The sequence below is a fragment of the Psychrobacillus psychrodurans genome (genome assembly GCF_050209195.1).
Lineage (GTDB): Bacteria > Bacillota > Bacilli > Bacillales_A > Planococcaceae > Psychrobacillus > Psychrobacillus psychrodurans.
On sequence record NZ_CP189791.1, the window covers coordinates 2740577 to 2762886 of the forward strand.

The window sequence follows — 22310 nt, forward strand, 5'->3', positions numbered from 1 at the left end:
CTCCTTTCTATAAAAAATAAAAGCGTGTGCTTATTGTGAGTTCAAATACCCCACTAGCACCGCTTACGGTAAATTCATTATTTCCTACTGCAAAAGAGAGTAGTTTTTTGTTAGTTTGACCAAATATACTAGAATCATTTTTGAAGGATTGTACGCCCTTTAATTTGATGATATCGGAATCAATTGTTGAACCTGTATACATCCACACTTCACCAGTAGTATTATTTGTAATAGTTAAATTTGTGGATGCACCCTTGAATGTAATTTCAGTTTCATTTTGCTTCGTCATAACAATTAATTGATTTCCATCATTTTTAAAGTTGAATGATGTGGATGAATATTTCTTTTTGTTTAAATTAATCGATTCAGACAAACCACTCATGCACGTTAATGGAATACTGAAGGTAGTAACTCTAGTCCCAATATGTTCTGGAGTCCATCCATCTAAATGGCATTTCCACACAATACCTGGCCGATTGGTTTGTTCTATATAAAACTCTTTTCCATTACCGATTAATGAGAATAATTCGTATTTCTGTTTTAAGGTTTCATTATAATTAGTTGCCTTTGTCATAAATTCAGCAGTTAATGAACGTGAGTCTAAATGTTTTTCAAGAACAATTATACCTCCGTCATCTAGACTTTCACTTACAATTGAATAAGATGGTGAAGGGACAGTAAGTTTATTTCCAATTAATCCGATAGCATGTAGATTAAGTTTATTGCCCTCCACATCATACAAATTTAATCGGTTCATCCTAGATTCACTCCCCTCACCATTGCGTTAATCGATGTATTGCTGTATTGCATGTTATTTATAGTGTCGAATATGACTTCAGCGATTACTTGTCCATCTAAATAAATTGGGGCTGGGGCTATAGTGAAGTTTTGACCTTGTACATTTTGCGAGCTTGGTGAATCGAAACTATTTTTATTAGGAATAACTACATTAGCCATATCTGTTGCAGATTGTTTAACTAACGAATTCATCTGCTGGATACCATTAGCTAAACCTTGTCCAATGTTAACCCCATACCCTTCCATTACTCTAGACGGTGAATGTATATCTAAAGCGTCTGTAATTGCTTTTTTTATGCCATCCGTAATAGATTTTACTTTCTTCCACACAGCATCTGCCATTGATCCTATGCCATTTATTAAACCTTGTATGATGTCTTTACCAGTTTGTTTTAGATCTATTCCCTTTAAAAACTTCCCTACATCTGACCATATATTTTTAATAGTTTTTAGGATAGTATCCCAAGCACCTTTCCAGTCACCTTGTAACACTTTTAACACTGTTTGAATAATACCAAGAACTAAATTAATCCCTGTAGAAACTACAAGTTTAATTGTCTCCCATGCATAACGAACAGTAGCTGATATTAATGGCCAAACAACTTCAAAAACACCTTTGATAATACCCATAACCATTTTTATGGTGGCGCTTATTTGATCAAAATAAGTTTTCACGATTGACGAAATTTGTTTACCGTTTTCATCCCAGAACTTTTTGAATACATCTAGTTCGGATTTAACGAATTTTACAACTGCATCCACAACGGTAGAAATGGTTTTCTTAATTGCATCAAAGGCGACAGTAGTTGATTGTTTGATAGTTTCCCAAACTACCTTTACTCCATCTCTAAACCATTCAATTTTGTTATAAGCTAATACCAAAATTGCGATAACTCCCGTAATAGCCGCTATAGCAATACCTACTGGGCCAGTTAGTGCGGTGAATACAGTTGCTAAAACACCAATTGCTGGGGTCGCTGCTGCAACTCCAGTTGTCATAACTGCTATCGCACCACTGATAGTGCCGAAAATCGTTAATATACTTCCGACTGCTGATGCAATAAAGCCAAAAGCAAATAACAATGGACCTATTGCTGCAACTAATCCTGCTATGACTAATACTATTTTTTGTACAGTAGGCGATAGATCAATAAATTTTTGCACCAATCCTTGAAGACTAGCCGCCATATCTCTTATTACTGGGGTTAGCGTTGCACCAATTTCTATTGCTGCTGTTTCAAACGCTCCTCCTAATTCATCCAAAGCACCCTTCAAGTTATCCCTCATAATTGCCGCTGCTGTTTCAGATGCACCAGCACTATCTTCAAGCGACTTCGTAAAACTTCTGATTTCATCTGGGCCAGCTTTCATTAGTGATAACATACCTGAAACTGCTTCTTTACCTACTAAAGCTGAAATTGTAGCTGCCTTTTGTGTCTCTGTTTGACCTTCCATAGATTCTGCTAAATTATCAACTAAATTTGCTAGACCAACGAAGTTTCCTTCAGTATCTGTTATAGCGATTCCCATTTTATTCATTCTTTTATAGTTTTCTTCGGATGGATCCAATAAACCTAGTAAAGCACCACGTAATGTTGTTCCGGCTTGTTCGCCCTTCATACCTGCATTCGTCATTATACCTATCCCTGCGGATAACTCTTCGAGACTTACCCCCAATGCGGCAGCAGGAGGTCCGGCGTATTTAAGGGCATATTGCATATCTGTTAAACTTGCAGCAGATACGTTTGCAGTTTGTGCTAAAATATCCGCAACTTTCCCCGCTTCATTTGCCTCTTTCCCAAAAATATTAAGTGTGGAAGCCATTACTTCAGCAGTTTGTGCCATATCTGAACCAGAAGCTTCTGCTGCTGAAATAACACCAGGCATTGCGCCAATTACTTCGTTTGCGGTGAAACCCATAGCCGCTAACTCTTCCATACCCTTTGCGACTTCACTTGCTGATTTAGATGTACTAGCTCCAAGTTCCAAAGCTACATCTTTCAGATTGTTCATTTCTTTTGCAGTTGCACCTGCGATTGCACCAACACGATCCATTTGCGCTTCAAAATCCATACCCATTTTTACAGATGCAAGTCCGAGTGCTGCTATCGGGGCAGTTAATTTCATAGACAAGTCTTTTCCCACACTTGTCATTTTATCCCCTACCGCTTGCAATCTAGCTCCTGTTTCACGTAAAGATTCACCTAGCCTGTTCCAATTATTAGAAGCTTGTTCAAGTTCAGCTTCTTGTCGATTTAATTCATCGGTTAATTGTTCTAATTCTGTTTCCGTTCGAGTCATTTCTGCAGTAGCACGATTCAACCTAATTGCAAGATTTTCTGCTGCTTGTGAATTCGCTCCTTGCTCTTCTACTGCGCGTTGATATGACTCATTTAACTTTCTAACTTTGACATCTTGTGCTTCTAAAATAGTAGAAAGAGTGTTTTGTTTAGTCCTCAATCCTTCTACTGAATTTCCCCACTCAGTACCTCTTGCTCGAACAATGGCCATTTCTTGACCTAGTGCTTTAAGATTCCTGTCTACACTTTTCATGGATTGTTCAAAGGTTGCTGAATCAAGGGAAAGTCCAACTCTTAAACTACCTACTTCTTCAGCCATTCATTTCACCTCACATTCTAAAGCCAAGGAACATCCTCCGCATATTGGATGATATTTGCTTGTTTTTTACCTTCTTTTTTCCAACCGTTAAATACAGCGTGACGATTCCATATGCTTAAAATCTTTCTAGGTGTCATTTTCCAAACTTCTGATTCCATCCTGTTTAAGTGCACAGTCCCTATATAAATTAAAAAATCGAACGGAAATTCATTATCTGAATCATCGTTCGAATCATTTACTTTCCCTCTTCGCTAGATTCGGGCATAGAAGCTGTCAATGCTTTTCCAAGAGCATCCGCAACTTCCGAAATGTTTTGCATTGTTACAAGTGACCCTGCATCTTTTTCAGTGAATGAATCATCTTCTTCATGCGCTAACACTGAATAAACCAATGTTCTTATAACTTTAAAGTCTCGCTTACTAATACCAGAAAAAGCCTGTTCTAAATCGTCAAATTTATCTTGCAGAATACAAAGAGCGTTTAAATCAAATTTAATTATTCTTACTCTATCAAGTGTAATTTTCACACCTTCATCTTTCATTATCTGTCCACTTTTTATCATTAGAAAATGCTCCTTCCAAATTTACATATACAAAAAAAGAGTCGAAATAATCGACTCTAAAGTTTTTTCTTACCTAAGGTGTTGGAATTGGCGTAGGCTCATATACTTTTGTAAACCATGCAGCTGCTGCCGCTTCAGCTCCAATATCATTTGAATTTAAGTGTGCTCGCCATTTACCATCTTCACGAGCGATAAACGATCCTGTTAATGTTTCTGGAACAAACTCAATAGATTCTCCTTTAGTTGTCGCTTCTGTTCCTGGTGTTTGGAATTTCCCTTGATAATAAGCGTAATACTTATATCCGCCACCAGCTAACTTCATACGGAACAAAATTGCTACATAAGGTGCTTGGTCATCCACAGAATCGATAAATACTCCATCCGCATTTTTCGTTTTACCTAACAGCAAAGCATAATGCTCTGATGTTAAATCTGTTGTAGCAAATTCAAAGTCAATTGCCCCTAAAGCTTCTTCAATATAAACTGCGCGATCATCACCATACATCGTTACTGATTCAAAGTTGGGTGTTATGTTTGATGAAACTGCTGGCGATAATTTAATTGGTGTCTCGTATGTTTTTAAAGTCGGATCATAAACTGCTGCGTGAAAATCACTTAGTCCTACAAATGCCATTTAGTTGGCCTCCTTTTAATTTGCAAAATAAAAACACCTCTTATGAGATGCTCACTGGATATTTATAAGTTAAAGCATAATGATAGAGCTTTGTATCTGACTCGTAAAAATCACGACCACTTGAATATGAAAACCCTGCATCCTTCATTAACTGTTTAACTTGTTTGACTAATGGAATAAAGTTCCCTTCAGACCACACATCAACCTGTATCGTTGTCTCTGTTTTCTTTAATTCATCATCTGCATGTAGTTTTGGTAAGTCTATTACTTCGAAGAAAGTAACATATGTCGTAGAAGTACCAGTGTATACCCTGAATTTAACAGGATCAGTAATAGGGGCTAGTGTGGAAAGTATTAAACTAATTAAACTCATATGTTTAGCCCCCTTCTGATTTCATCTGCCATAATACGTTCAAGAGTTGATTTCTCACGTTCGAATGCAGGACGCATGAAAGGTTGCGCTGGCATCTTAGATGTGCCAAATTCTACAAAGTGAGCACGGAAAGCAGGACCTTGTTGTGAAGGTCCTACAAAAACTTTCCCACCCATCGCATCACTCTTGGTTATTGACTCTTTTAATGCTCCTGTTTTAACTGGAACAGAATAAATAATAGCATTCTGTAAATGTTCTCCTGCCGCTTCTAGTGCTTTCTTTTCTACGTTTGTTCTGTTGGATAAGTTAGCTAGTTGACGTTGTAAATCAGCTAAGCCTTCAAAAGTTATATTAGCCATGTTCAACAGCTCTCTTCTCACACGACAACTCAATAAATTCACCTTTTTTATATGTTCTAACAATTCGATAAGGCTCTTTCTCAAAAATTAACGATTCTTCCCCTTGATAATCAACAGAACGAATTTTAAAAGTTACTGCGATTAGGTACCCTGCTTGTGATGCTTGATAGAATTCACTAGAGTTAACTGGGAGCTCGTTTGCGAAAACATCCCCACCAGTTATTTCTATATTTTCTGGGAATCCATCTTTATCTTCACCTTTTACAATTGATACTAAATTAATAACTTCAGACCACCGGCTCACGATAATCACCTGCCAAACTCAAATGTTGTTTTAGCATTACATAGGAATCTCTAAACCTATCTGCCTCTGGATTGTCGTAACCGAAATGGGCTTTACAATAAATCGTGATAGCTCTTTTAATCAAAGCGTCTGGACTATCAGACACTGTAATTCCAGCAATCTTCAAGTCCAATTTCGCTGATTCAATTAAATCTGTAACTTCACCATCAAATGCAGAAGACGATATACGTAAAGCTTTCTTAATAACTTCCAGCATTATTATTCACCACTTTTCTTGCTAGTATTACGCTTAGGTTTTTCCTCTTTCTTTACGGTGGTTGTTTTCGTTCCCGTACTTTTGAGAAAACCTTCTTTTACGAGATAGTCAGTCCACTCTTTTTTATTCGAAACATAGTTAGAACCTGACTCGAAAATTTTCAAGTCAGACTCTCTATCTCTAAAAGTTTTAATTACTGTAAAATCCGGCATAAATAATCCCTCCTATTTTTTTATTAAGGCGTTACAATACCATCAATTAAAGAAAATGCTTTAGTATCTAAAACTCCACCATCAACAACGGCGTAAGCTACATAGTCAGTAGTACGTGCTTTCGCATGATCTTCGGTAACTACGCTGAATGGTTCGTTTGTATTAAATACAAGTCCTTTGTTTGCGTTACCAAAAATAATAGCTCCAGGTGATACTCCTGCATCAGCTTCAACAGGGAATCCAAACATACGACCTGCATATGTCCCTAACGCATCTTCAGTAAAGTAAGGTCGGTTATTGCCATCCAACACGTTAATTAATCCACCTGAACCATAAATAGAAGCGTTGTTCACATAAAATTTTGCTCCATTTAGGTAACTTGAATGAACTTTAGATATTGCTTCTGTGATTGTTGCATATGACGCTACACCATTTACTACTTGTGGTGTAGTTGCTTCTGCTTTCAAAGCAGTTTCAACTCCTTGCGGTGCAGTTGTTCCATTGCCTCGTGCAGCGGCTGTGCCTAATGCAACTCCCACACGTTCTCCAAGTTCTCCAATGATATAAGGAATAAAGTCTTGTACCGCCATTGCTTTTAATTTCCATGAAACTGTTACCGCTTTAGATAGTTCATGTCCATCAAGTATTAATTCACCGAATGTATTTTCTTCATCTTCTGTTGGTGTGCCTTCTGCATACCAAGCAGCATCTCCTGCATCAATTGATAAATGCTTAGCGATTTTTAAAGTACCACGTACATTAAATTTCTTAGCATCTGCAAATAATGGATACATTTCTTCTGCGCGAGACCAAATACCAGCCACTACAGTTTCAGGTATTAACACACCTGTATTAGAAGTGTCGTGAGTGAAAGCATTGTTGAATTCTTTATTAATTTTATTAAAGACCTCTAATTCTTCACCTTCTACTTTTTGGCCCACCATTTGTTTTGCCCATGCATTTTCATAAATCTTTTCATTAGATAAAACACTCGTCTGTTGAGTTTGAGCCAATAATGTACCACCATCCAATGTTGCCGATTGAGTTGTTAAGTCTGTAGCAATTGGATTATCTTGCATTGCTTTCAAATTAGCTTGTGCTAACTTAGTTTCATCAATCTGTGCATCCAGCTCTTCAATTTCAACTTTCTTAGCATTAAACTCTTCAACCTTACCTTCAGCAACTAGTTTTTCTGCTTGAATTAATAGTTCTTTTCGTGCGTTTAATAATTTTTCTAATGGATTCATAAGTGGAATCCTCCTTTTAGTTTTAGTAGTTGTAATTCGGCTTGTAATAACATGTTTGCTTCGTTTTCTTGAACGTTTTCTGGTGGTTTTGTGTCAATTAAACCAATAATTTTTTCTATTGCTTCTTCACTTAATGCAACAGTTCCAAAATTAGCTGATAATGAAAGCTCTGTATCTTTATTAAACATTTCTTCATCTGCAAAACCTTCTTCTACTGCAGTTTTAGCGTTGAACCATGTCTCATCATCCATAAGAGTTTTTAACTCATCATCTGTTTTACCCGTTTTTGCTTTATAAGCATTTGCAATTGACTGGTTTGCTGACTTTAATACTTCTGCCGTATGTTCAAAATCACGGTAATCTCCAGCTGCATAAGTTGAAACATTATGCACCATCATTTGTGCTGTGGGCGAGATTAAGACTTTATCACCTGCCATCGCTATTACAGATGCAGCGCTTGCGGCTAATCCAACGACTTTGACAATAACTTCACCTGTATATTCTTTTAAAGCGGTATAAATTTCACTGCCTGCAAAAACATCACCACCTCCGCTATTAATTACAACTTCGATCCTTGAATTATTTGTGGGTAGAGAATTTATTATTTTACTAGGGCTTGTTGCTTCAATTCCTATCCAGTCGTAAATACGTTGTTGGCGATCACTGATAATAGTTCCTTTAACGTGAATTTTCGTCATTCTTTCTCACCTCCTTTAAGGCATAATAAAAGACCCCTTCTTATTCTGAAGTAGGTCTTGTGTCCAAACGTCTAACCATTTCATCTCCACCTGCAACTGGTGCATAATTTAATATTTCACGTACCTCATTTGGATTAAAAATCCCTCTATCTACAAATTGAACTAAATTTAACTTAGTTTGCATGGAGGCAAAAGATAAATTAGATGATTCAAAAATAATTTTGTTACCATGACCTCTTTCACGTCTTGAAAACAATTTCCTTGAATATTCTCCGCTTGCTTGCAAAACATCTGGTTCAATCGAAGATTCATAGTAAGCGATCCAATCATTCTCCGAGTAGTTGGAAGATACAATTTTTTCATTAGTATTAAAGAAATGATATACACGTTTTACAGTTTCAATCATTTGTTTTTCATTTGTAGCAACTTCATTTGCTGTAACCTGTTGTGCATCCATTTTTGAATCTGTTGCAGCTGCACCGCCATTTTCTGAATCAATGTTTAAATAATCATCAGTAAATTGTTTAGTAGCTTTCTTTAAATCTTCTGGCCTTAACGTTTGATTGAATTTCAATAACCATTTAATTACTGTTGAGTTTTTAATTGATTTTATAATACCTTGATCAGTAGTAGTTATTACTTCCATCAATTGAGTTAAAGCTGTGGCAGGACTATCCCCAAAAATTTCATTGTCATTAAAGTCTTTCCGCAAATGAATAATATCTGTATATCTGAATACAAAAGTTTTGCCATTTCTTAATGTAAATCTAAGAAACAATTCTCCGACCTTATTTAAAACAGCTTCTGCTGCAGTTGCAGTAATAGGATAAATTTCGTATGGGTAACCATTTTCATCACGATTTATATAAGCGAATGCATTGTTATTTAATTCAAGATGTGTAATTAGCTTTTCTTGTAGCATTTGTCCTGTCATATACGGATTAGGTTCTTCAAGTAGAAATTTCATGTACACATCGGGATTTACTTTCAAACCTTCAGGGCCATTTCGGATATGTTTTGCAATAGTTTTACCAAACGCTCTAACTTTTGGTCGGATTGCTGCCCGTACAATATCTGATTGATATAAATTACCATTCCAAGCAAAATATCCATTTCCCTCATCTGTAATCATTTTATATTGAGAAACAGTTTGTACTTGATTCACTCTTTTAAATCTGTCTAAAAACCCCACTATTTCACCTCCTTTAAATCATGTTTTCATAATCACTATATTTGTCATTTAAAACAACATAAGCATTTAACATTGCAGCTGTTCCATCTATGCGTCTTCTTTGATTTTTTCCTTTATGCGGTTGAATGTTATCATTCTTATCCACTTCTACCGAGGTATTAGTTAAACACCATTTAGTAATTGGATTATTTTCATAATTAATCTTTTTTGCATCAAGTGCTGCACCTAGATTTTTCATTGGAGCCGATAAAGTCTTTTTACCTTGGATGATAGGAATCATAGATTCTTTCCCGAAATTTTTTTGCATATCTTCTACCCAATACTTAGCAGACCAACCGTCATAACCAACCCAAGGTATATAAACGTCATATTCAGTTTGCAATTCTTGAAACCATTCTGTTACAAATTTATGATGTACAGTATTTCCAGGAGTGGTTTTAAGTAGCCCCATATCTCTCCAAATGTTATATGGTATTTTATCTTCTGTGGATCTCAAATCTAATAAATCTTCAGGAAGCCAATACATATGTTTAACATAAATGGTTTCATCTCCTTGCAATTGGAACATTGCACATGCAGCAGTTAAATCGACACTACTTGATAAATCGGCACCACCAATTGCATAACGTGGTTTTAACTCTTTAATATCAAATGTTTCTTGATTATTAATTTGTTCAAATGTCAGCCACGCTTCAGAAGAAGTTTCCCGTATATTAAAATCCTTTGTCAGTAAGTTCTTTACCAATAAAGGATTTTCTTTAGCTTTTTGAACTTTACGTTTTAGCTCATCATGGTTTTTAATGGTCCCTAGTCCTGGATTAGCCTTTTGCCAACAATCCTCTTCTGTCCATTCTTCTCGCTTGTCCAATTCATAAATTAATGCTAGAACTCTATCATCATGATATCCTTCAGGATCACTGTAGCCGTTAATAATTTTTTCAGCTTCTTCATATTTAATATCGAAGATACCTTCACGAATAGTACCAGCAGTAGTTGTAATAATCGATATAGGTTGTTCCCTTGCACTCATACCATCAATGATAACGTTATATAAATTTACATCTAAGATGGCATGTAATTCATCGATTAACGAACAATGAGGGTTTAATCCATCTAGGGTATTACTATCGCTTGATAATGGTCTAAATGATCCGTCATTAAAATCTGTAATTAATTCAGCTACTAATGAACGAACTCGTTTATTTAATGCTGGGGATTTCTTAACCATCTTTTTAGCTTCAAGCCAAATGATTTTTGCTTGGTCTTTTTTTGTTGCAGCTGAAACTACTTCTGGACCTTTTTCTCCATCTGCCATTAACATATATAAAGCAACAGCAGAACCCCATGCAGACTTCCCATTTTTACGAGCAACAATCAATATGAACTCTTTATGTTTTCTGATTCCTGTCTTCTTATGAACAAATCCAAATAATGCAGCAGTCATTGCCTTTTGCCATAATTCTAAAATGAAAGGTTTGCCACCCATTTTTCCTTTTGAGTGTTTACAAAAGTTTTCAATAAATTCTATAGAATGATTAGCGTGTTTAGATGAATACTCCCAAATAGAATCTTTATCATAGATGATTCTAACAAGTTCTTTGTAAGTAGCTTTTACTTTTAGTGAAACTGTGACCTTACCACTTTCTATTTCATTCCAATACTCTAAAATTGGGTTATAAGCTAATGGATAGTTAATCACGTTTCATCACAAAGGATTCGAACCCATCATCTAAATTTGTAGCAACTTCTTTTGGAAACATATTAATTAGTAATTGTTTTGAAGAATTATATTTAGGAATCATATCGTTATATGACTTCAATGCTGGGTGTGCTCTTTGAATGGTATAACCACCCTGTTCCATTTCGTCAATAACACCTTCTTTATTTACGATGTCTTTAAGTTTTTCCAAAGTCACTCGCATAAAAGCAAGGTCTCTAATCGGGCCAGTTGCCAAAGCCTTTTTATTTTCGTCTAACTCTTCGATAATTCCAGTAAGTCTTTTGATTTCTTTGTTAATGGCTGTAACTTCTGGAAGAGTCTTTTTAGTTGCCAATAAAAACACCACCTTTTTTCTGAAAACCGTCGAGTTTTTGGGTGGGGGTACTTTTGAAAACCACCTGTGTGTTCTCTGAACCTCCTCCTCCGGTCCTTTTATTTTTTTTATTTTTTTATTTTAGGGGGGGATTAGAAAATAATATTTTTTATTTTTTTGCAATTAAATTCCCGTTTGAATCGAACATCACATCATCACGAGTAACTTCTGTACTTCCAAAAGTTTTTTTGTTGTGACAAGATGTGCAAAGGAATTGTAAGTTGTCATGATTCAATGTGATGTTAGGATCATTAATGTTGTTGATGTTTATCTCTTCGATGTGATCAAGAATGTAACCAGGTTCTTCACAGTGCTCACACAATCCGAATACCTTAGGAATGTAAGACTCTCTACATAATCTCCACGCTTTGCTCTTATAGAACTTCTTGGCTATCTCTGTATGTTGTAACACTTCATCACCTCGATACTATTTAAGTGATAGCTCACAGATAATAAATCACCATTCACTTTCTCGATTTGACTTATCAGTATTCAAGAATGACCACCACCTTTTATGTATAATAAAAAGCCACAATCCAATTGGACTATGACTTCATATCGACTAACTTATTTCTAAATAACTGATTGTCTTCCTGTTATAATAAAATCAGTTGCATCACAATATGGACAGTGTTCTACAATAATCGTTTTATCATAATCATGCACCTTAATTGTCTTATCCTCTGTGCCTTTCCAATCGCAAGTTTCACATTCAAGGACGTTTAATCCTGTTGTCATAGCGATTCCTCCTTTCTCATCCTATAAATAATCATAGAGTCAAAAAGAAGTCTTTGCCAGTTAAATAAGTTTGATAAAATAAAAGCCACACCCAAATGGATGTGACTTATCACTTCTATTAGAATCTCATTCCTTTGGTCTGACCACTCTTTTGTAATCTACTCGCAAAGTTTTTAGTAACATTCTCTGGTGAAGTCTTTTCATCAATATAATCTTTTATAGCTTTATTATTATCGCTAATAATTTTAGCCAACGTAATCTGATCATTAACATCCAAACCACTTAGTGCACCAATCGCACTTGATAATTCTTTGGAGTCAATCCACATTCTTTTTTCATAACTACACATTTCCAACCACATACTAATCATAATGTGGTTGGAAATGTTTGTTATTAACAACTTTATGCTTTCAAAACTACATACCCTACCAAGTCCTATTGATAGCTAACGTATTAGCCCACGATTGTTTTATGACTGTGTGATATGTAGTCTTCAAATCATAATAAAAAGCACCTAGGTACAAGACCTAAGCACTTTTCTGTGGAAGACTAACTATTTTTTGAATTTCCTACTTCTTTTTCTTTCACAAGAATTACAGTAGCAGAATTGTATTTCTTGTTCTTTCTATCTTACAATATTACTTTATCATGTTTTATTAAGTCGAAAGTGCAATGATAGTGCAAATATTTTTACAACCCGTTATTAAAATCTTCAAGTGTTCTATAGGTTAATAAATCAGTATACAATTCGTTAATCATCTCTTGGATGTTAACATTACTTTTAAAAGTTGGAATTACAAAATATACTAAATGTTCCAAGTTCCTTCGTAAGGTTTTTAAATCTACACCCGATAATACATTAATCATTATTTGTTCTGCTAAATCAATATATATCACATATTTCCCTTGGGGATCATTGTTTTCTAATATTTCCATGGGATCGAATCTATTAATTGTTCTAAGAAGTAGATTTAACAATTCAATATCCGTTTTCATTATTTCTGCAGTTACCGTTAAACTACTACTTGATAAATCTTGTATTATATCTATACTCACACCAGGATTTAGAAGGGTTATAAATTCTTTAGGTGATAAGTGAGCAAAGTCCTTACCCTTAGTTTCTATATAAAATTCTTCAACCAATTCCCTACGCGCTCCCACAGAATTGTTTTGTTTATCAGAATAGACCCAGTCTTGCTTTTTATCACCACTTACAAAAATAGCGTCAGTTTTTAAACTTAATAATTTACTCCAAATAATGTAATCACCAGTGCTATTTTCATCCTTAGGACTATCCTTGTACCCAGGCGGAGTTTTTAATTTAAATCTAAGTTCAGCTTCTTTCGTGAGTTCCTCATCACTTTTAACGTCTTCAGGGATGTATAATGATTTCTTTAATATTCCCTCTAATTCAATTAGATATGGGTCATGTATAAATAAATCCTTTAAATCGTCCCGAAGCTTTATGAGGCCCTCTTTATATTCGTTCAGACTCTCTTTATAACTCTTTTGATATTCCAAAGTTTTAAGGTAGTTTTCACTTCCCTCCAATATAGGGACTATTTGGTTTAAGGGCTTTGGAGTTTGAAAAGTTGATAATAATGTTTCCAAATCGTTTATTCTTTGAACAATTTCTTTTGGTCGATTTTTGGAAAATTCTTTTAAAACTTGTAAAGGTATTCTTAATCTACCTTCATCACTTAGTCTTTTTAAGGTTTTAGTCATCTCTTTTACAGTTAAATCTCTCCACTGATAGGCGGATAACAAAACGTTTGTATCTACAACAAATGTTGCGGTTTTTATTAATTCTTTAATACTTTTTGGTTGATGAAAGTATGATTCCCATTTTTCCATAACTTTTCTCCTTAGTTGCATCTGAATTATATTCCAATAGTACCATAAAATAAAAAAGCTTACTCGCAAATTAATTATCGCAAGTAAGCTTAATATTAAACTACCACCAACCTAGTTTCTCTCCCACAGCTTGTACTACCTCATCTCGCCAGTAAAAAGCTTGTCTTCTGCTTATGTGTAACTCCTGAGCAATACCTTCCCAAGATTTTAACTGCGGTCTTGTCCAGTACTTCAAACGGATTAGTTTTTTTCGACTATCATCACAAAGATTGTAAACATGTTCCACTGCAGAGGCTATTCGCTCTAATTCTTTAAGCTGCAGATCCATTGTCAATCGAGTTGCATATCTTTCGACTGATGAAGAACGAATAGTTTGATTGAATGGCATACCTTCTTCTTTTGGTGGATCTGTCATTAGTTCTTCCCTACGTTCCTTAATCCGTTTTATAGTATCGTGATAATCAAAGAGCTCGGCTTCGATATGCTTAATAGTTCCTACACGTAATTTATATACTCCCATTAGTCTCCTGCCCTTCTAAAACTGTAAATTTGGTTGTTTTTTACCCCTTCAGTTATCTTCTTCCTATATTGTGTGGAATACAACTCCACGACTTTGTAGCGTGTTCTATAAGGCTTTTCAATAATATAATTTTCCTAATTACACAACGACTTTTTGTAGATAACTTATTTTGTAAATAAAAATAGGTTTCTACCAATCTATTTTGGTTTGTTGTTTGTTTAATTCATCCTGTTTTATGCCTATATAACGTTTGGTAACGTTCATTTCATCATGATTTAGCGCCTCTTGGAGTGTAACTATGTCATTAAATTTTTTGTAATGATGATACCCATATGTTTTTCTAAGGGAATGAGTACCAATTCTTTCTAGTCCAAATTCTTCTGCAGCTTGGTTTAATATTTTGTAAGCCATACTACGAGAAATAAGTTTGTTCATTCCTTCTCTGGACTTTATTAAATATTCATGTCTGGGCTTTCCTTGAATGTGAGATCTTACTGCCCTTTTTAATTCAGATGTCATTTTAATTTCTCTAGTCTTTTTGGTTTTCTTTTCTTTTATAAAGATTTCCCACCCTTGTACATCTTTTACTTTTAGGGCGAGAATATCTGATATACGTAAACCTGTATGGATGCCTATCAGAAACATTACATAATTCCGTTCATTTTGCTCTTTGAAATAATTTCTCATTTCCTTTAGAACTTCTTTGTCTCTGATTGGCTGTACTAAATTCATATTTTCACCTCACTCATAATTCTTGTTTAAAACATTCCTCTGGATCTTTTTTTAATTTCACCTATTTCAGCACGATCAACAATTAAAAGCGCTATATCCATAGTTCCTCTTTTCATTTTTTCTGAAATTGTAAAAATGTCGTAGCCTTCTTTCCAAAGAAAGATGAAATTCTTTATTTCATGTTGTTCAAATACCATATTTACTTTGATTTTTTCATGTTCGAAGAGATGGTAGTTCATTTGTTCTTCCTCGACTTTCGCGGCTGCTGTTGACCATAAACACCCTTATCTCCTCCAGATTCTCTGTAATGAGAATAGCTACATTGATATTGAACGTTGCTTCTGTTGTCATATGTCTTGTACATATGTTGAGGAGCAAGTATGAATAATTTATTACACACACTACAATGTTTAGTGATACTAGCACATACTTTTGACATATCTAGTACTCTCATTGTTTTTATCTCCTTTCGTAAGACACTTTTTGGTCGTACTGTGAATTACCATAGAGTAGTTTTCTTTCTAATTCTTTCTGATAGTTCCTTACTGAACTCTTCACTGTTCCAGTCTGGATTTTCTCTTACCACCTCACTAAGTTGTTCATATTTCGCTAAATCCTCTATACGTTCTGTTAAACCTTTTGTTGTGTGCAGGTCGTACTTATTCCCACAGTTTAATTTCAAATGTAAAACTTCAAGTTTCTTTAGTACAAATTCTTTAAAATCGCCCATCTTATTCACTCCTTCTCCGTTTGTGTCTAATGTGTCCTAATCAATTACTTGCATAATCTCTAGTCAGTTTTGCATATTCTTTTAGTGCTTCTATATCTAAGTTTGCATAATCACAATACTGGCAATGAATAGCAGTCGATTTTTGCAACACCGACTTTTCAAGTGACTCAGAAATTACAACTGGAGAGTTACAGTTTTCACACATGAAAAACAGATTATTGTATGTTCCCATTACACGCTCACCGCCATTTCCAATTCTTCAGCTGATTTAAAATCAAAAGATATAAACACACAATCACATTCCCAACACTTATTGAGCATTAAATGATTATCCAAATCACCTTTTTTCATAAATTCTGCTGTTTCTTTGCCTGCACAATTGGGGCACATGATTTTCATCTCCCTTTCCATTCGCTCCATCCTTTACGTATACGAGCATTCAATTCATGCTTTTGTAATGGTTCATAAATCCAAACACGCTGCGAGTTTTCTAAACGATAGAGTAACATCCATTTTTGTTTAGCCATTTCGAGTGCCTAATTTCATTTCGGCTTCTTGTAATCGGATTTCTAATAATTTTAAATCCGTTTTCTTCTGGTCCTTTGATGATTGGACAAGGTAAAATCCTTGTCCTGGAATCCATATACTCAAAACCTTCTTCCTCCTAAAATTCAATATTTTTAATGCGTTTATCCTTGGTATCATTAAAGTTAATCAAGTAAGTATCTTTCATTAACCTAGATACTAACTTCCTGTCATACATTGTTTCTAGTGAAGTTCTTGATAGATTAGTAGTTATGATAGTCGATTTATTTTGTCGAGCATTACCGATGGAATATAGCACTCTCAATGTAAAGTCTGTTGCTTTCTTGTTCGTACCTGTTCCGCCTGTTTCAGCACCTAGGTCATCAAGCACTAGATAGTCCACTTTGGAAAGTAGCTCCACAAAGTAAAACTCTGTGTACTTACTTTCTTTATCTCCAAAACTGTTACGAATTTTTAACAACATTTCATCAACTGATATAAACAAACACTGCTTGTCCTTCTCGCCGGATTCGTTGAGATTTCGTAAGATTGACATAGCTAAATGACTTTTCCCCACTCCTGGAGAACCTGTGAGCCATGTATTGAATATGTTGCCTTGCTTATAATTGGAATATGCCTCCAACGCTCTGCCTTTGTTTGTTGCTGTTTCTGATTCAGTAGTTTCATAGTTTCCAAATGATGCTTCTAATAGGCCTTTGTCAACTAAGATACTTCTGTTTCGAAAAGTACCGTAATCCACTTTGTTCATAACACCTTTAATTTTCAAGTCCTCTAACTGACTAAGTTCCTCTGTTTTTCGATTACTTTCACAGACAGGACAAATTTCATTTCCTTCAAACATTACTTTAAAAATAGGTTTTTCTATTCTAAGTGGGTGATTTTCACAAATTTTAGAAGTTGAGTCCATCGGAATACGTTTCGATAGGTTGTTGATCACTTTCCCTATTGGTTGCATTGTTTGTGCCTCCTTTTTCGTTTAAGTAAGATTCAAAGTTTGGACCAAACAATGTCTTTGGACGAAGGTAAACACTCATTTTTAAGTCATTGATCCACTGTATTGATTTTTTATCGATTACAGTCTTAAAGTCCTCTGTTGTAAACTTTTCCTTTAATCGTGCTTTTATTAATGTTTGTGTACCTTTTGAAGTAGCGCGATAATTCGTATTTGCTTTTTGATTAAGATAATCGATAATTTCTTGAAAGATAGAAGAAGGAACGCTAGTGACTATCCCTTTATCTCTTTCTTTATCTATATCTAGTTCTTCTTCTAGTTCTTCTTCTGTGTCGTTACGCTTCGTTACAGGTAACGTTACGGGAAGTAAATTTTGACCGAGCTTTTTATTTTCCCTATATTTTGCTACTCGTTGACGTGTTTGCTCACGAATTTTATCTAGTCCAGCAACGTTTTGATGCTTTTCCCAATTGCATATACTGATAAAGTTATCTTCATCTATTTCAATCATGCCGTACTGTCTAAAAACACTAAGGGCCATTCTAACGACATTTAACGACCTATTGAAAATGGTTGAAAGCATTTCATCGGTGTAAGGAATATTTTCAGCTAAGTAAATATATCCGTGGTCATTTGCTCTACCTGCTTGAGACAATAATTTAATCCAAATAACAAGTAATGTATCAGCTTCGGGCATTTGTTCGATGAGCTTTATTTTCTCGTCTTCGAACATTTTAGTACTCAATTTAATCCATTTAACGTCACTCATAATTCTCACCTTTCTCTATAGTTGATTGACTAAATTCGTTTTCTGTATGATAATGAGATTGAATATTTATAGATGTGCTGAAGACTTTGCCGAGTCATTCAGCTTTTTTTATTGTCTAAATACTTGGTAACAATAGATGAATCAACTCCGATACTAGCAAGTCTAGAAACTATTAAACTCAACTGTTGATGAGATTCTTTTTCTTTAATCAGTTTTTGCAAAACAGAGATAGATTTGTACATATCCTTTGTTAAATCAAATGCTTTAGTAAAATTACCTTTTTCAATATGCACTTCCAGTATCATTGAACAATCCATTATGCAATCAATTTCTTTTTGTGCAGTTGGGTGATCTTCTACCTTGTAAATATTCAAATTCATTGTTGCTCACTCCCTAATGGCAAGTGTTGTTGAGCATTTAAAGCTTTAACTTCCATGCGCATTGCAGTGTTAGGAGACCATTCGCTTATAAACTGTAATGCTTCATCAAAACGTACTTTTGGTAGTTCTCCATATCTAGGAATCTCGAAGTATCTTTTAAATTCATTCCAAAATTGAGAAAATGCTCTTTTGCTGATTTCTTTGTATGCTTCCGTATCAATACCTCCTAGACATTCAACAACTTTCCTTTTACCGTTTTTACTAATGCGGTATTCTTGTCCACCGTCAATCCTCATGTTGTTTTCAAGTGATTCAACTCGTCCTTCTACAAATCCAATACGTTCTTCTTGTTCAAGTGCGGCTTGTAAAAGTGCTTTGGTGCTAGAAATTGGTTGTTTAATTTGATTTTCCATTTCTTCAAAACGAGTGACGTATGCGGCAGTGAATAATATTCCTTTTTCACCAGTCATTTTGTTTGCTACCATGTCACAACCCTTTTTTGTGAGTAAAAAGCAAGGTTGAGTTTTGTTCTGCAAATTCTGATAGGAACTTTCAATAAAGAAATCGGAGTAGGGAATTTTCCCTTGTCCTAAATATTCAATGTAAGTTCTAATACTCTTCATCAATTCGCTATGCGGTCGATTAATCATTTCAGCAACCTCACGACTATCTGTTACAAGTTGACCTTCTAAATTAATTACTTTTAATTCGCTCATGCTTCATTCTCCCCTCTGAATTTGAGATATTTTACTTTAAACAGAATTGCTGAATACCCATGAATTTTACGAAATACCGCAATCGCTTCTTCCAAGTTTGGTCCCTCTGAAACAACACGCCACTTTTCGTCTTTGTTGGATGTGATTTCCCATACATAACCACTAAGTGGAATCATTTACTCCATCTCCTTCCACATTCTTGTCATACTCCACAAAACTAAAGAGCCAAGAAAACTAAAAATGATTATGGTTGCTGTTATAGTCATTGCAATCTCCTTTTTTCATCCAACCAAGTTTCTAGGAACTCTTCCGTTTCCTTAGCAGGGTACATCCATTTCCCACCTATTTTTACTTTTGGGAAATCTTTATGGTGGAAAAAATTATCTTGAATAGTGTTCCATGAAAGACAAGTTCTTCGTTTTAACTCTTTTGTATCCCAGAAAACTAACTCTTTATCCAACTCTTGAATCTTCAATTTGATAGCATCCATATACATTTTTTCTATTGCTTCCTGATCTACTTGTATTTGAATCATGAAAAGTTCCTCCTTCCTCAATGGTTACCTAGTCACCTTTTTGGTGACTCCTAGGTAAAAAAATTTGGTCAATATTTAAATTAAATTTTCTGCTAATTTCAAACATTTCATCCTGAGTAAATTCAGCCAACCCCCTCTCTTTTTCACTATAAGTTTTAGGTGCAATCTTCAAGATTTCACTCATCTTTTTTATAGTTATATTTTTGTTTTTACGTAATATTAGAAGTTTCTCTTGCATAGTATCACCTCCTTGCATATTACAATATCACCGAAATGGTTACTTGTAAAGTTATATATATTATTTTTTAAACATTTTTGTTCCATTTCGGTGATTTATGTTATATACTGAAAACAACATTTAAATAGGAGGCAACACTGAAATGGAATTAAATAACTTTGTCGGTGAGCAAATAAAGAAATGGCGTTTAGTTAGAAATATGAACCAGGAAGAATTAGCGGAAAGATTAAATACTACAAAGCAAACAGTTTCAAGATATGAAAAAGGGGAACGTAAAGCAAATCAAGATGTACTATTTGAACTAGCTAAAATTCTTAATGTTTCTATAAACGAATTTTTTCCTAAGACTGAGAATGAATCAGATAAAAAAATTGAAACACTTGCAGCACATATTGATGATGACGTGACGGAAGATGAAATGGAAGAAATCAGAAAATACATTGAGTTTATTAAAATGAAACGAAAATAGTCTCTGTTATCGCAACCAGCAAGGAGGAAGTTTGTATGTCCTATGAACGTTTGTTAAATCAATATCAACACATCAAAATAATAGAAAAAGTATTACCAAAAGGTTTATCAGGATTTTATTATGACAACGTCATTGAAATTAATAAATTCTCAAACAGTTACGAAAAACATTGTATCTTGGCTGAAGAATTAGGTCATCATGAGACTACATACGGAGATATTACAGCTTTAGATGATCTCACCAGTAAAAAACTAGAACTCGTCGCTAGAAGATGGGGATATCAAAAAATAGTCTCCCTTGATAATCTTATCGAATGTTATAACACTGGACATAAAACAGTTGAAGATATCTGTGATCATTTAGAGATTACTTCAAGTTACTTACAAGATGCAATAAATGTTTATAACCAAAAATATGGACTCTTTGCTATATATAATGGGTATAAAATTTTCTTTGACCCGCTAAATATTAACAAGAGTTTTTTTGACATAAAATAGAACATATGGTCTTATTGAGAGGGGTGATTTTAAAGCGATTATAGGAAGATACAATGAAAGGAGTTATATCATGGCAACATTTAGAAAGCTTAAAAGTGGGAAATGGCAAGCGAGAGTTTCTAAGGAAGGTAAAGAGTTTAGTATCGGTACATTTCGCACTAAGAAAGAAGCTGAAATCGAAGCTGGTAAAGTGGAAGAACGTATTTATTATGGGCAAACATTAAACGATCGTAATATGTTATTCGAAGATATCACAAAAGAGTGGGTTGAATATAAAAAATCAAATGTTAAAGAATCAACATTTGAACAAATAGAAGTTATCATTCGGTTACATGTACTACCCTTCTTCGGTAATAAAAAAGTAATGAAAATTAGACGAACAGATATTAAAAAGTGGTTAAACGATTACGCAATTATGAAGGATGATGAGGGAAAGGAAATATACTCTTATGGATCAAGAATTAAATACTTATCAGTAATGAAAAGTATTCTACATTACGCAGTGCATGATTTGGAGGTATTAGAGAAAAACCCTGCTGATCGTTTAAGGGCACCGCTGCAAGATGACGTCACTCAAAAAAAGGAAGTTAAGTACTACTCATTAGACGAATTAAACTCATTGTTAGATTACATGAGAACATACAAACATCAACGTTTTGAAAATTACCAACTGTACTATATGCTTATGTATTTTTTAAGCCAGACGGGTTTAAGAATTAGCGAGGCACTCGCTTTGAAGTGGACAGATATAGAGGGTAATAAAATAGCCATAGAAAGACAAACAAGAAGAAATGATAATAATCAATTGGTTATAACAACTTTAAAAAATTCTTCCTCTTACAGAACAATAGGTTTAAATAATGAGCTAATACGTGAAATGAAGAAGTTTAAGTTAAAACAGAATGAGATGATTTTTAGCGGTGAAAGTTTTAAACAAAATGATGACGGAATTATATTTCAAAACTTTCTAGGTAACTACCTTACTCCTTCTACAGTTCGTGATTCTATTCGTGACTATTGTAAAAAAGCAGGTATTGATTATAAGGGTACTCATGGATTCAGACATACTCATGCAGTTCTATTATTAGAGTCTGGAGCAAGTTTAAAGTTTGTGTCAAATCGGTTAGGACATAAAACAATAAAAACAACTGCAGATACCTATCTGGATATTACCAAGAAAATAGAAGAAGACGAACTTAAAAAGTTCGCCTCCTACACTTCTCGAAAAACCTCAACGGCACGAAATCGGCACGACTGATTTTCAAACATATAAAATTAACATCTAAA

The 22310-nt window shown here is 34.6% G+C and carries 36 protein-coding genes; 3 read left to right on the forward strand and 33 right to left on the reverse strand.

The annotated features are described in order from the left end of the window. Positions 1-7 precede the first annotated feature (7 nt). The 33 genes from ACQCPR_RS13370 to ACQCPR_RS13530 all read right to left on the reverse strand — a co-directional run bounded on the left by ACQCPR_RS13370 (position 8) and on the right by ACQCPR_RS13530 (position 20057). Positions 8-757 (reverse strand): phage tail domain-containing protein, encoded by a 750-nt coding sequence (locus ACQCPR_RS13370; RefSeq protein ID WP_427137216.1) that lies wholly within the window; start codon positions 755-757, stop codon positions 8-10. Further along, positions 754-3417: a phage tail tape measure protein gene (locus ACQCPR_RS13375; RefSeq protein ID WP_427137217.1), complete on the reverse strand. Its 2664-nt coding sequence runs from the start codon at positions 3415-3417 to the stop codon at positions 754-756. Before ACQCPR_RS13375 ends, ACQCPR_RS13370 begins: the two co-directional genes overlap by 4 nt. Before the next feature lie 235 nt (positions 3418-3652). Beyond that, on the reverse strand, positions 3653-3979 hold the full coding sequence (locus tag ACQCPR_RS13380) for a hypothetical protein (RefSeq protein ID WP_427137218.1): 327 nt from the start codon (positions 3977-3979) through the stop codon (positions 3653-3655). A 73-nt stretch (positions 3980-4052) separates the two neighbouring features. Next, positions 4053-4613, reverse strand: a complete 561-nt coding sequence (locus tag ACQCPR_RS13385; RefSeq protein WP_427137219.1) for a major tail protein — start codon at positions 4611-4613, stop codon at positions 4053-4055. 40 nt (positions 4614-4653) lie between these two features. Next, positions 4654-4986, reverse strand: coding sequence for a tail completion protein gp17 (gp17, locus tag ACQCPR_RS13390; RefSeq protein ID WP_427137220.1), 333 nt, complete (start codon positions 4984-4986; stop codon positions 4654-4656). Then, positions 4983-5345 carry an HK97-gp10 family putative phage morphogenesis protein gene (locus ACQCPR_RS13395; RefSeq protein ID WP_427137221.1) on the reverse strand — a complete coding sequence of 121 codons (363 nt, stop codon included), beginning with the start codon at positions 5343-5345 and terminating at the stop codon, positions 4983-4985. The genes gp17 and ACQCPR_RS13395 overlap by 4 nt, the downstream gene beginning before the upstream one ends. After that, positions 5338-5649, reverse strand: a complete 312-nt coding sequence (locus tag ACQCPR_RS13400; RefSeq protein WP_427137222.1) for a phage head-tail adapter protein — start codon at positions 5647-5649, stop codon at positions 5338-5340. The genes ACQCPR_RS13395 and ACQCPR_RS13400 overlap by 8 nt, the downstream gene beginning before the upstream one ends. Beyond that, on the reverse strand, positions 5633-5908 hold the full coding sequence (locus ACQCPR_RS13405) for a head-tail connector protein (RefSeq protein WP_427138947.1): 276 nt from the start codon (positions 5906-5908) through the stop codon (positions 5633-5635). The genes ACQCPR_RS13400 and ACQCPR_RS13405 overlap by 17 nt, the downstream gene beginning before the upstream one ends. Then, entirely contained in the window at positions 5908-6117 is a 210-nt protein-coding gene (locus ACQCPR_RS13410; protein WP_427137223.1) for a hypothetical protein, read from the reverse strand. Before ACQCPR_RS13410 ends, ACQCPR_RS13405 begins: the two co-directional genes overlap by 1 nt. 23 nt (positions 6118-6140) lie before the next feature. Further along, positions 6141-7364: a phage major capsid protein gene (locus tag ACQCPR_RS13415; RefSeq protein WP_427137224.1), complete on the reverse strand. Its 1224-nt coding sequence runs from the start codon at positions 7362-7364 to the stop codon at positions 6141-6143. Further along, on the reverse strand, positions 7361-8062 hold the full coding sequence (locus tag ACQCPR_RS13420; RefSeq protein ID WP_427137225.1) for a head maturation protease, ClpP-related: 702 nt from the start codon (positions 8060-8062) through the stop codon (positions 7361-7363). Before ACQCPR_RS13420 ends, ACQCPR_RS13415 begins: the two co-directional genes overlap by 4 nt. Positions 8063-8102: 40 nt before the next feature. After that, entirely contained in the window at positions 8103-9254 is a 1152-nt protein-coding gene (locus ACQCPR_RS13425) for a phage portal protein (protein ID WP_427137226.1), read from the reverse strand. A 13-nt stretch (positions 9255-9267) separates the two neighbouring features. Further along, a complete protein-coding gene (locus ACQCPR_RS13430; protein ID WP_427137227.1) occupies positions 9268-10953 on the reverse strand; it encodes a terminase large subunit in 1686 nt (561 codons plus the stop codon). Beyond that, positions 10946-11308: a hypothetical protein gene (locus tag ACQCPR_RS13435; protein ID WP_427137228.1), complete on the reverse strand. Its 363-nt coding sequence runs from the start codon at positions 11306-11308 to the stop codon at positions 10946-10948. The genes ACQCPR_RS13430 and ACQCPR_RS13435 overlap by 8 nt, the downstream gene beginning before the upstream one ends. Positions 11309-11456: 148 nt before the next feature. Beyond that, complete coding sequence (locus ACQCPR_RS13440) at positions 11457-11759, reverse strand: HNH endonuclease (RefSeq protein WP_427137229.1); 303 nt, start codon at positions 11757-11759, stop codon at positions 11457-11459. Positions 11760-11920: 161 nt separating this feature from the next. Continuing rightward, complete coding sequence (locus tag ACQCPR_RS13445; protein ID WP_427137230.1) at positions 11921-12085, reverse strand: hypothetical protein; 165 nt, start codon at positions 12083-12085, stop codon at positions 11921-11923. Between the two features lie 118 nt (positions 12086-12203). Next, positions 12204-12434, reverse strand: coding sequence for a hypothetical protein (locus ACQCPR_RS13450; protein ID WP_427137231.1), 231 nt, complete (start codon positions 12432-12434; stop codon positions 12204-12206). 341 nt (positions 12435-12775) lie between these two features. Then, positions 12776-13939, reverse strand: coding sequence for a PIN-like domain-containing protein (locus tag ACQCPR_RS13455; protein WP_427137232.1), 1164 nt, complete (start codon positions 13937-13939; stop codon positions 12776-12778). Positions 13940-14039: 100 nt separating this feature from the next. After that, a complete protein-coding gene (locus tag ACQCPR_RS13460) occupies positions 14040-14459 on the reverse strand; it encodes a transcriptional regulator (protein ID WP_427137233.1) in 420 nt (139 codons plus the stop codon). 189 nt (positions 14460-14648) lie between these two features. Then, entirely contained in the window at positions 14649-15191 is a 543-nt protein-coding gene (locus ACQCPR_RS13465; protein WP_427137234.1) for a tyrosine-type recombinase/integrase, read from the reverse strand. 26 nt (positions 15192-15217) lie between these two features. After that, positions 15218-15430, reverse strand: a complete 213-nt coding sequence (locus tag ACQCPR_RS13470; RefSeq protein ID WP_093496401.1) for a hypothetical protein — start codon at positions 15428-15430, stop codon at positions 15218-15220. Positions 15431-15690: 260 nt separating this feature from the next. Beyond that, a complete protein-coding gene (locus tag ACQCPR_RS13475) occupies positions 15691-15921 on the reverse strand; it encodes a hypothetical protein (protein WP_427137235.1) in 231 nt (76 codons plus the stop codon). Between the two features lie 40 nt (positions 15922-15961). Continuing rightward, complete coding sequence (locus ACQCPR_RS13480; RefSeq protein WP_427137236.1) at positions 15962-16153, reverse strand: hypothetical protein; 192 nt, start codon at positions 16151-16153, stop codon at positions 15962-15964. Further along, positions 16153-16332: a hypothetical protein gene (locus ACQCPR_RS13485; RefSeq protein ID WP_427137237.1), complete on the reverse strand. Its 180-nt coding sequence runs from the start codon at positions 16330-16332 to the stop codon at positions 16153-16155. Before ACQCPR_RS13485 ends, ACQCPR_RS13480 begins: the two co-directional genes overlap by 1 nt. Then, positions 16317-16448, reverse strand: coding sequence for a hypothetical protein (locus ACQCPR_RS13490; protein WP_427137238.1), 132 nt, complete (start codon positions 16446-16448; stop codon positions 16317-16319). Before ACQCPR_RS13490 ends, ACQCPR_RS13485 begins: the two co-directional genes overlap by 16 nt. Continuing rightward, on the reverse strand, positions 16441-16572 hold the full coding sequence (locus tag ACQCPR_RS13495; RefSeq protein ID WP_427137239.1) for a hypothetical protein: 132 nt from the start codon (positions 16570-16572) through the stop codon (positions 16441-16443). The genes ACQCPR_RS13490 and ACQCPR_RS13495 overlap by 8 nt, the downstream gene beginning before the upstream one ends. 13 nt (positions 16573-16585) lie before the next feature. Continuing rightward, a complete protein-coding gene (locus ACQCPR_RS13500) occupies positions 16586-17422 on the reverse strand; it encodes an ATP-binding protein (protein ID WP_427137240.1) in 837 nt (278 codons plus the stop codon). After that, on the reverse strand, positions 17358-18188 hold the full coding sequence (locus ACQCPR_RS13505) for a phage replisome organizer N-terminal domain-containing protein (protein ID WP_427137241.1): 831 nt from the start codon (positions 18186-18188) through the stop codon (positions 17358-17360). The genes ACQCPR_RS13500 and ACQCPR_RS13505 overlap by 65 nt, the downstream gene beginning before the upstream one ends. Before the next feature lie 98 nt (positions 18189-18286). Continuing rightward, a complete protein-coding gene (locus tag ACQCPR_RS13510; RefSeq protein WP_427137242.1) occupies positions 18287-18562 on the reverse strand; it encodes a hypothetical protein in 276 nt (91 codons plus the stop codon). Positions 18563-18564: 2 nt separating this feature from the next. Beyond that, positions 18565-19284 (reverse strand): Rha family transcriptional regulator, encoded by a 720-nt coding sequence (locus ACQCPR_RS13515; protein ID WP_427137243.1) that lies wholly within the window; start codon positions 19282-19284, stop codon positions 18565-18567. Next, entirely contained in the window at positions 19281-19460 is a 180-nt protein-coding gene (locus tag ACQCPR_RS13520; RefSeq protein WP_427137244.1) for a hypothetical protein, read from the reverse strand. The genes ACQCPR_RS13515 and ACQCPR_RS13520 overlap by 4 nt, the downstream gene beginning before the upstream one ends. A gap of 86 nt (positions 19461-19546) precedes the next feature. Further along, positions 19547-19819: a group-specific protein gene (locus ACQCPR_RS13525; RefSeq protein WP_427137245.1), complete on the reverse strand. Its 273-nt coding sequence runs from the start codon at positions 19817-19819 to the stop codon at positions 19547-19549. Positions 19820-19847: 28 nt separating this feature from the next. Continuing rightward, on the reverse strand, positions 19848-20057 hold the full coding sequence (locus ACQCPR_RS13530; RefSeq protein ID WP_427137246.1) for a helix-turn-helix transcriptional regulator: 210 nt from the start codon (positions 20055-20057) through the stop codon (positions 19848-19850). Positions 20058-20199: 142 nt separating this feature from the next. Here ACQCPR_RS13530 and ACQCPR_RS13535 point away from each other — a divergent pair, with 142 nt between their 5' ends. From ACQCPR_RS13535 to ACQCPR_RS13545, 3 genes are all read left to right on the forward strand, one after another. Further along, a complete protein-coding gene (locus ACQCPR_RS13535) occupies positions 20200-20526 on the forward strand; it encodes a helix-turn-helix domain-containing protein (protein ID WP_427137247.1) in 327 nt (108 codons plus the stop codon). A 35-nt stretch (positions 20527-20561) separates the two neighbouring features. Continuing rightward, positions 20562-21023: an ImmA/IrrE family metallo-endopeptidase gene (locus ACQCPR_RS13540; RefSeq protein WP_427137248.1), complete on the forward strand. Its 462-nt coding sequence runs from the start codon at positions 20562-20564 to the stop codon at positions 21021-21023. Positions 21024-21093: 70 nt separating this feature from the next. Continuing rightward, entirely contained in the window at positions 21094-22281 is a 1188-nt protein-coding gene (locus ACQCPR_RS13545; RefSeq protein ID WP_427137249.1) for a tyrosine-type recombinase/integrase, read from the forward strand. Positions 22282-22310: the final 29 nt, after the last annotated feature.

What these genes read in the sequence shown, in the direction of transcription:
- ACQCPR_RS13500 (WP_427137240.1), bottom strand. Translation starts at nt 17,422, where the DNA reads ATGCAACCAATAGGGAAAGTGATCAACAACCTATCGAAACGTATTCCG.
- ACQCPR_RS13420 (WP_427137225.1), bottom strand. Translation starts at nt 8,062, where the DNA reads ATGACGAAAATTCACGTTAAAGGAACTATTATCAGTGATCGCCAACAA.
- ACQCPR_RS13480 (WP_427137236.1), bottom strand. Translation starts at nt 16,153, where the DNA reads ATGGGAACATACAATAATCTGTTTTTCATGTGTGAAAACTGTAACTCT.
- ACQCPR_RS13375 (WP_427137217.1), bottom strand. Translation starts at nt 3,417, where the DNA reads ATGGCTGAAGAAGTAGGTAGTTTAAGAGTTGGACTTTCCCTTGATTCA.
- ACQCPR_RS13540 (WP_427137248.1), top strand. Translation starts at nt 20,562, where the DNA reads ATGTCCTATGAACGTTTGTTAAATCAATATCAACACATCAAAATAATA.
- ACQCPR_RS13525 (WP_427137245.1), bottom strand. Translation starts at nt 19,819, where the DNA reads ATGATTCAAATACAAGTAGATCAGGAAGCAATAGAAAAAATGTATATG.
- ACQCPR_RS13410 (WP_427137223.1), bottom strand. Translation starts at nt 6,117, where the DNA reads ATGCCGGATTTTACAGTAATTAAAACTTTTAGAGATAGAGAGTCTGAC.
- ACQCPR_RS13515 (WP_427137243.1), bottom strand. Translation starts at nt 19,284, where the DNA reads ATGAGCGAATTAAAAGTAATTAATTTAGAAGGTCAACTTGTAACAGAT.
- ACQCPR_RS13475 (WP_427137235.1), bottom strand. Translation starts at nt 15,921, where the DNA reads ATGGGCGATTTTAAAGAATTTGTACTAAAGAAACTTGAAGTTTTACAT.
- ACQCPR_RS13455 (WP_427137232.1), bottom strand. Translation starts at nt 13,939, where the DNA reads ATGGAAAAATGGGAATCATACTTTCATCAACCAAAAAGTATTAAAGAA.
- ACQCPR_RS13545 (WP_427137249.1), top strand. Translation starts at nt 21,094, where the DNA reads ATGGCAACATTTAGAAAGCTTAAAAGTGGGAAATGGCAAGCGAGAGTT.
- ACQCPR_RS13415 (WP_427137224.1), bottom strand. Translation starts at nt 7,364, where the DNA reads ATGAATCCATTAGAAAAATTATTAAACGCACGAAAAGAACTATTAATT.
- ACQCPR_RS13470 (WP_093496401.1), bottom strand. Translation starts at nt 15,430, where the DNA reads ATGAACTACCATCTCTTCGAACATGAAAAAATCAAAGTAAATATGGTA.
- ACQCPR_RS13485 (WP_427137237.1), bottom strand. Translation starts at nt 16,332, where the DNA reads ATGGAAAGGGAGATGAAAATCATGTGCCCCAATTGTGCAGGCAAAGAA.
- ACQCPR_RS13370 (WP_427137216.1), bottom strand. Translation starts at nt 757, where the DNA reads ATGAACCGATTAAATTTGTATGATGTGGAGGGCAATAAACTTAATCTA.
- ACQCPR_RS13445 (WP_427137230.1), bottom strand. Translation starts at nt 12,085, where the DNA reads ATGACAACAGGATTAAACGTCCTTGAATGTGAAACTTGCGATTGGAAA.
- ACQCPR_RS13505 (WP_427137241.1), bottom strand. Translation starts at nt 18,188, where the DNA reads ATGAGTGACGTTAAATGGATTAAATTGAGTACTAAAATGTTCGAAGAC.
- ACQCPR_RS13460 (WP_427137233.1), bottom strand. Translation starts at nt 14,459, where the DNA reads ATGGGAGTATATAAATTACGTGTAGGAACTATTAAGCATATCGAAGCC.
- ACQCPR_RS13450 (WP_427137231.1), bottom strand. Translation starts at nt 12,434, where the DNA reads ATGTGTAGTTATGAAAAAAGAATGTGGATTGACTCCAAAGAATTATCA.
- ACQCPR_RS13530 (WP_427137246.1), bottom strand. Translation starts at nt 20,057, where the DNA reads ATGCAAGAGAAACTTCTAATATTACGTAAAAACAAAAATATAACTATA.
- ACQCPR_RS13380 (WP_427137218.1), bottom strand. Translation starts at nt 3,979, where the DNA reads ATGATAAAAAGTGGACAGATAATGAAAGATGAAGGTGTGAAAATTACA.
- ACQCPR_RS13520 (WP_427137244.1), bottom strand. Translation starts at nt 19,460, where the DNA reads ATGATTCCACTTAGTGGTTATGTATGGGAAATCACATCCAACAAAGAC.
- ACQCPR_RS13385 (WP_427137219.1), bottom strand. Translation starts at nt 4,613, where the DNA reads ATGGCATTTGTAGGACTAAGTGATTTTCACGCAGCAGTTTATGATCCG.
- ACQCPR_RS13535 (WP_427137247.1), top strand. Translation starts at nt 20,200, where the DNA reads ATGGAATTAAATAACTTTGTCGGTGAGCAAATAAAGAAATGGCGTTTA.
- ACQCPR_RS13465 (WP_427137234.1), bottom strand. Translation starts at nt 15,191, where the DNA reads ATGAATTTAGTACAGCCAATCAGAGACAAAGAAGTTCTAAAGGAAATG.
- ACQCPR_RS13490 (WP_427137238.1), bottom strand. Translation starts at nt 16,448, where the DNA reads ATGGCTAAACAAAAATGGATGTTACTCTATCGTTTAGAAAACTCGCAG.
- ACQCPR_RS13395 (WP_427137221.1), bottom strand. Translation starts at nt 5,345, where the DNA reads ATGGCTAATATAACTTTTGAAGGCTTAGCTGATTTACAACGTCAACTA.
- gp17 (WP_427137220.1), bottom strand. Translation starts at nt 4,986, where the DNA reads ATGAGTTTAATTAGTTTAATACTTTCCACACTAGCCCCTATTACTGAT.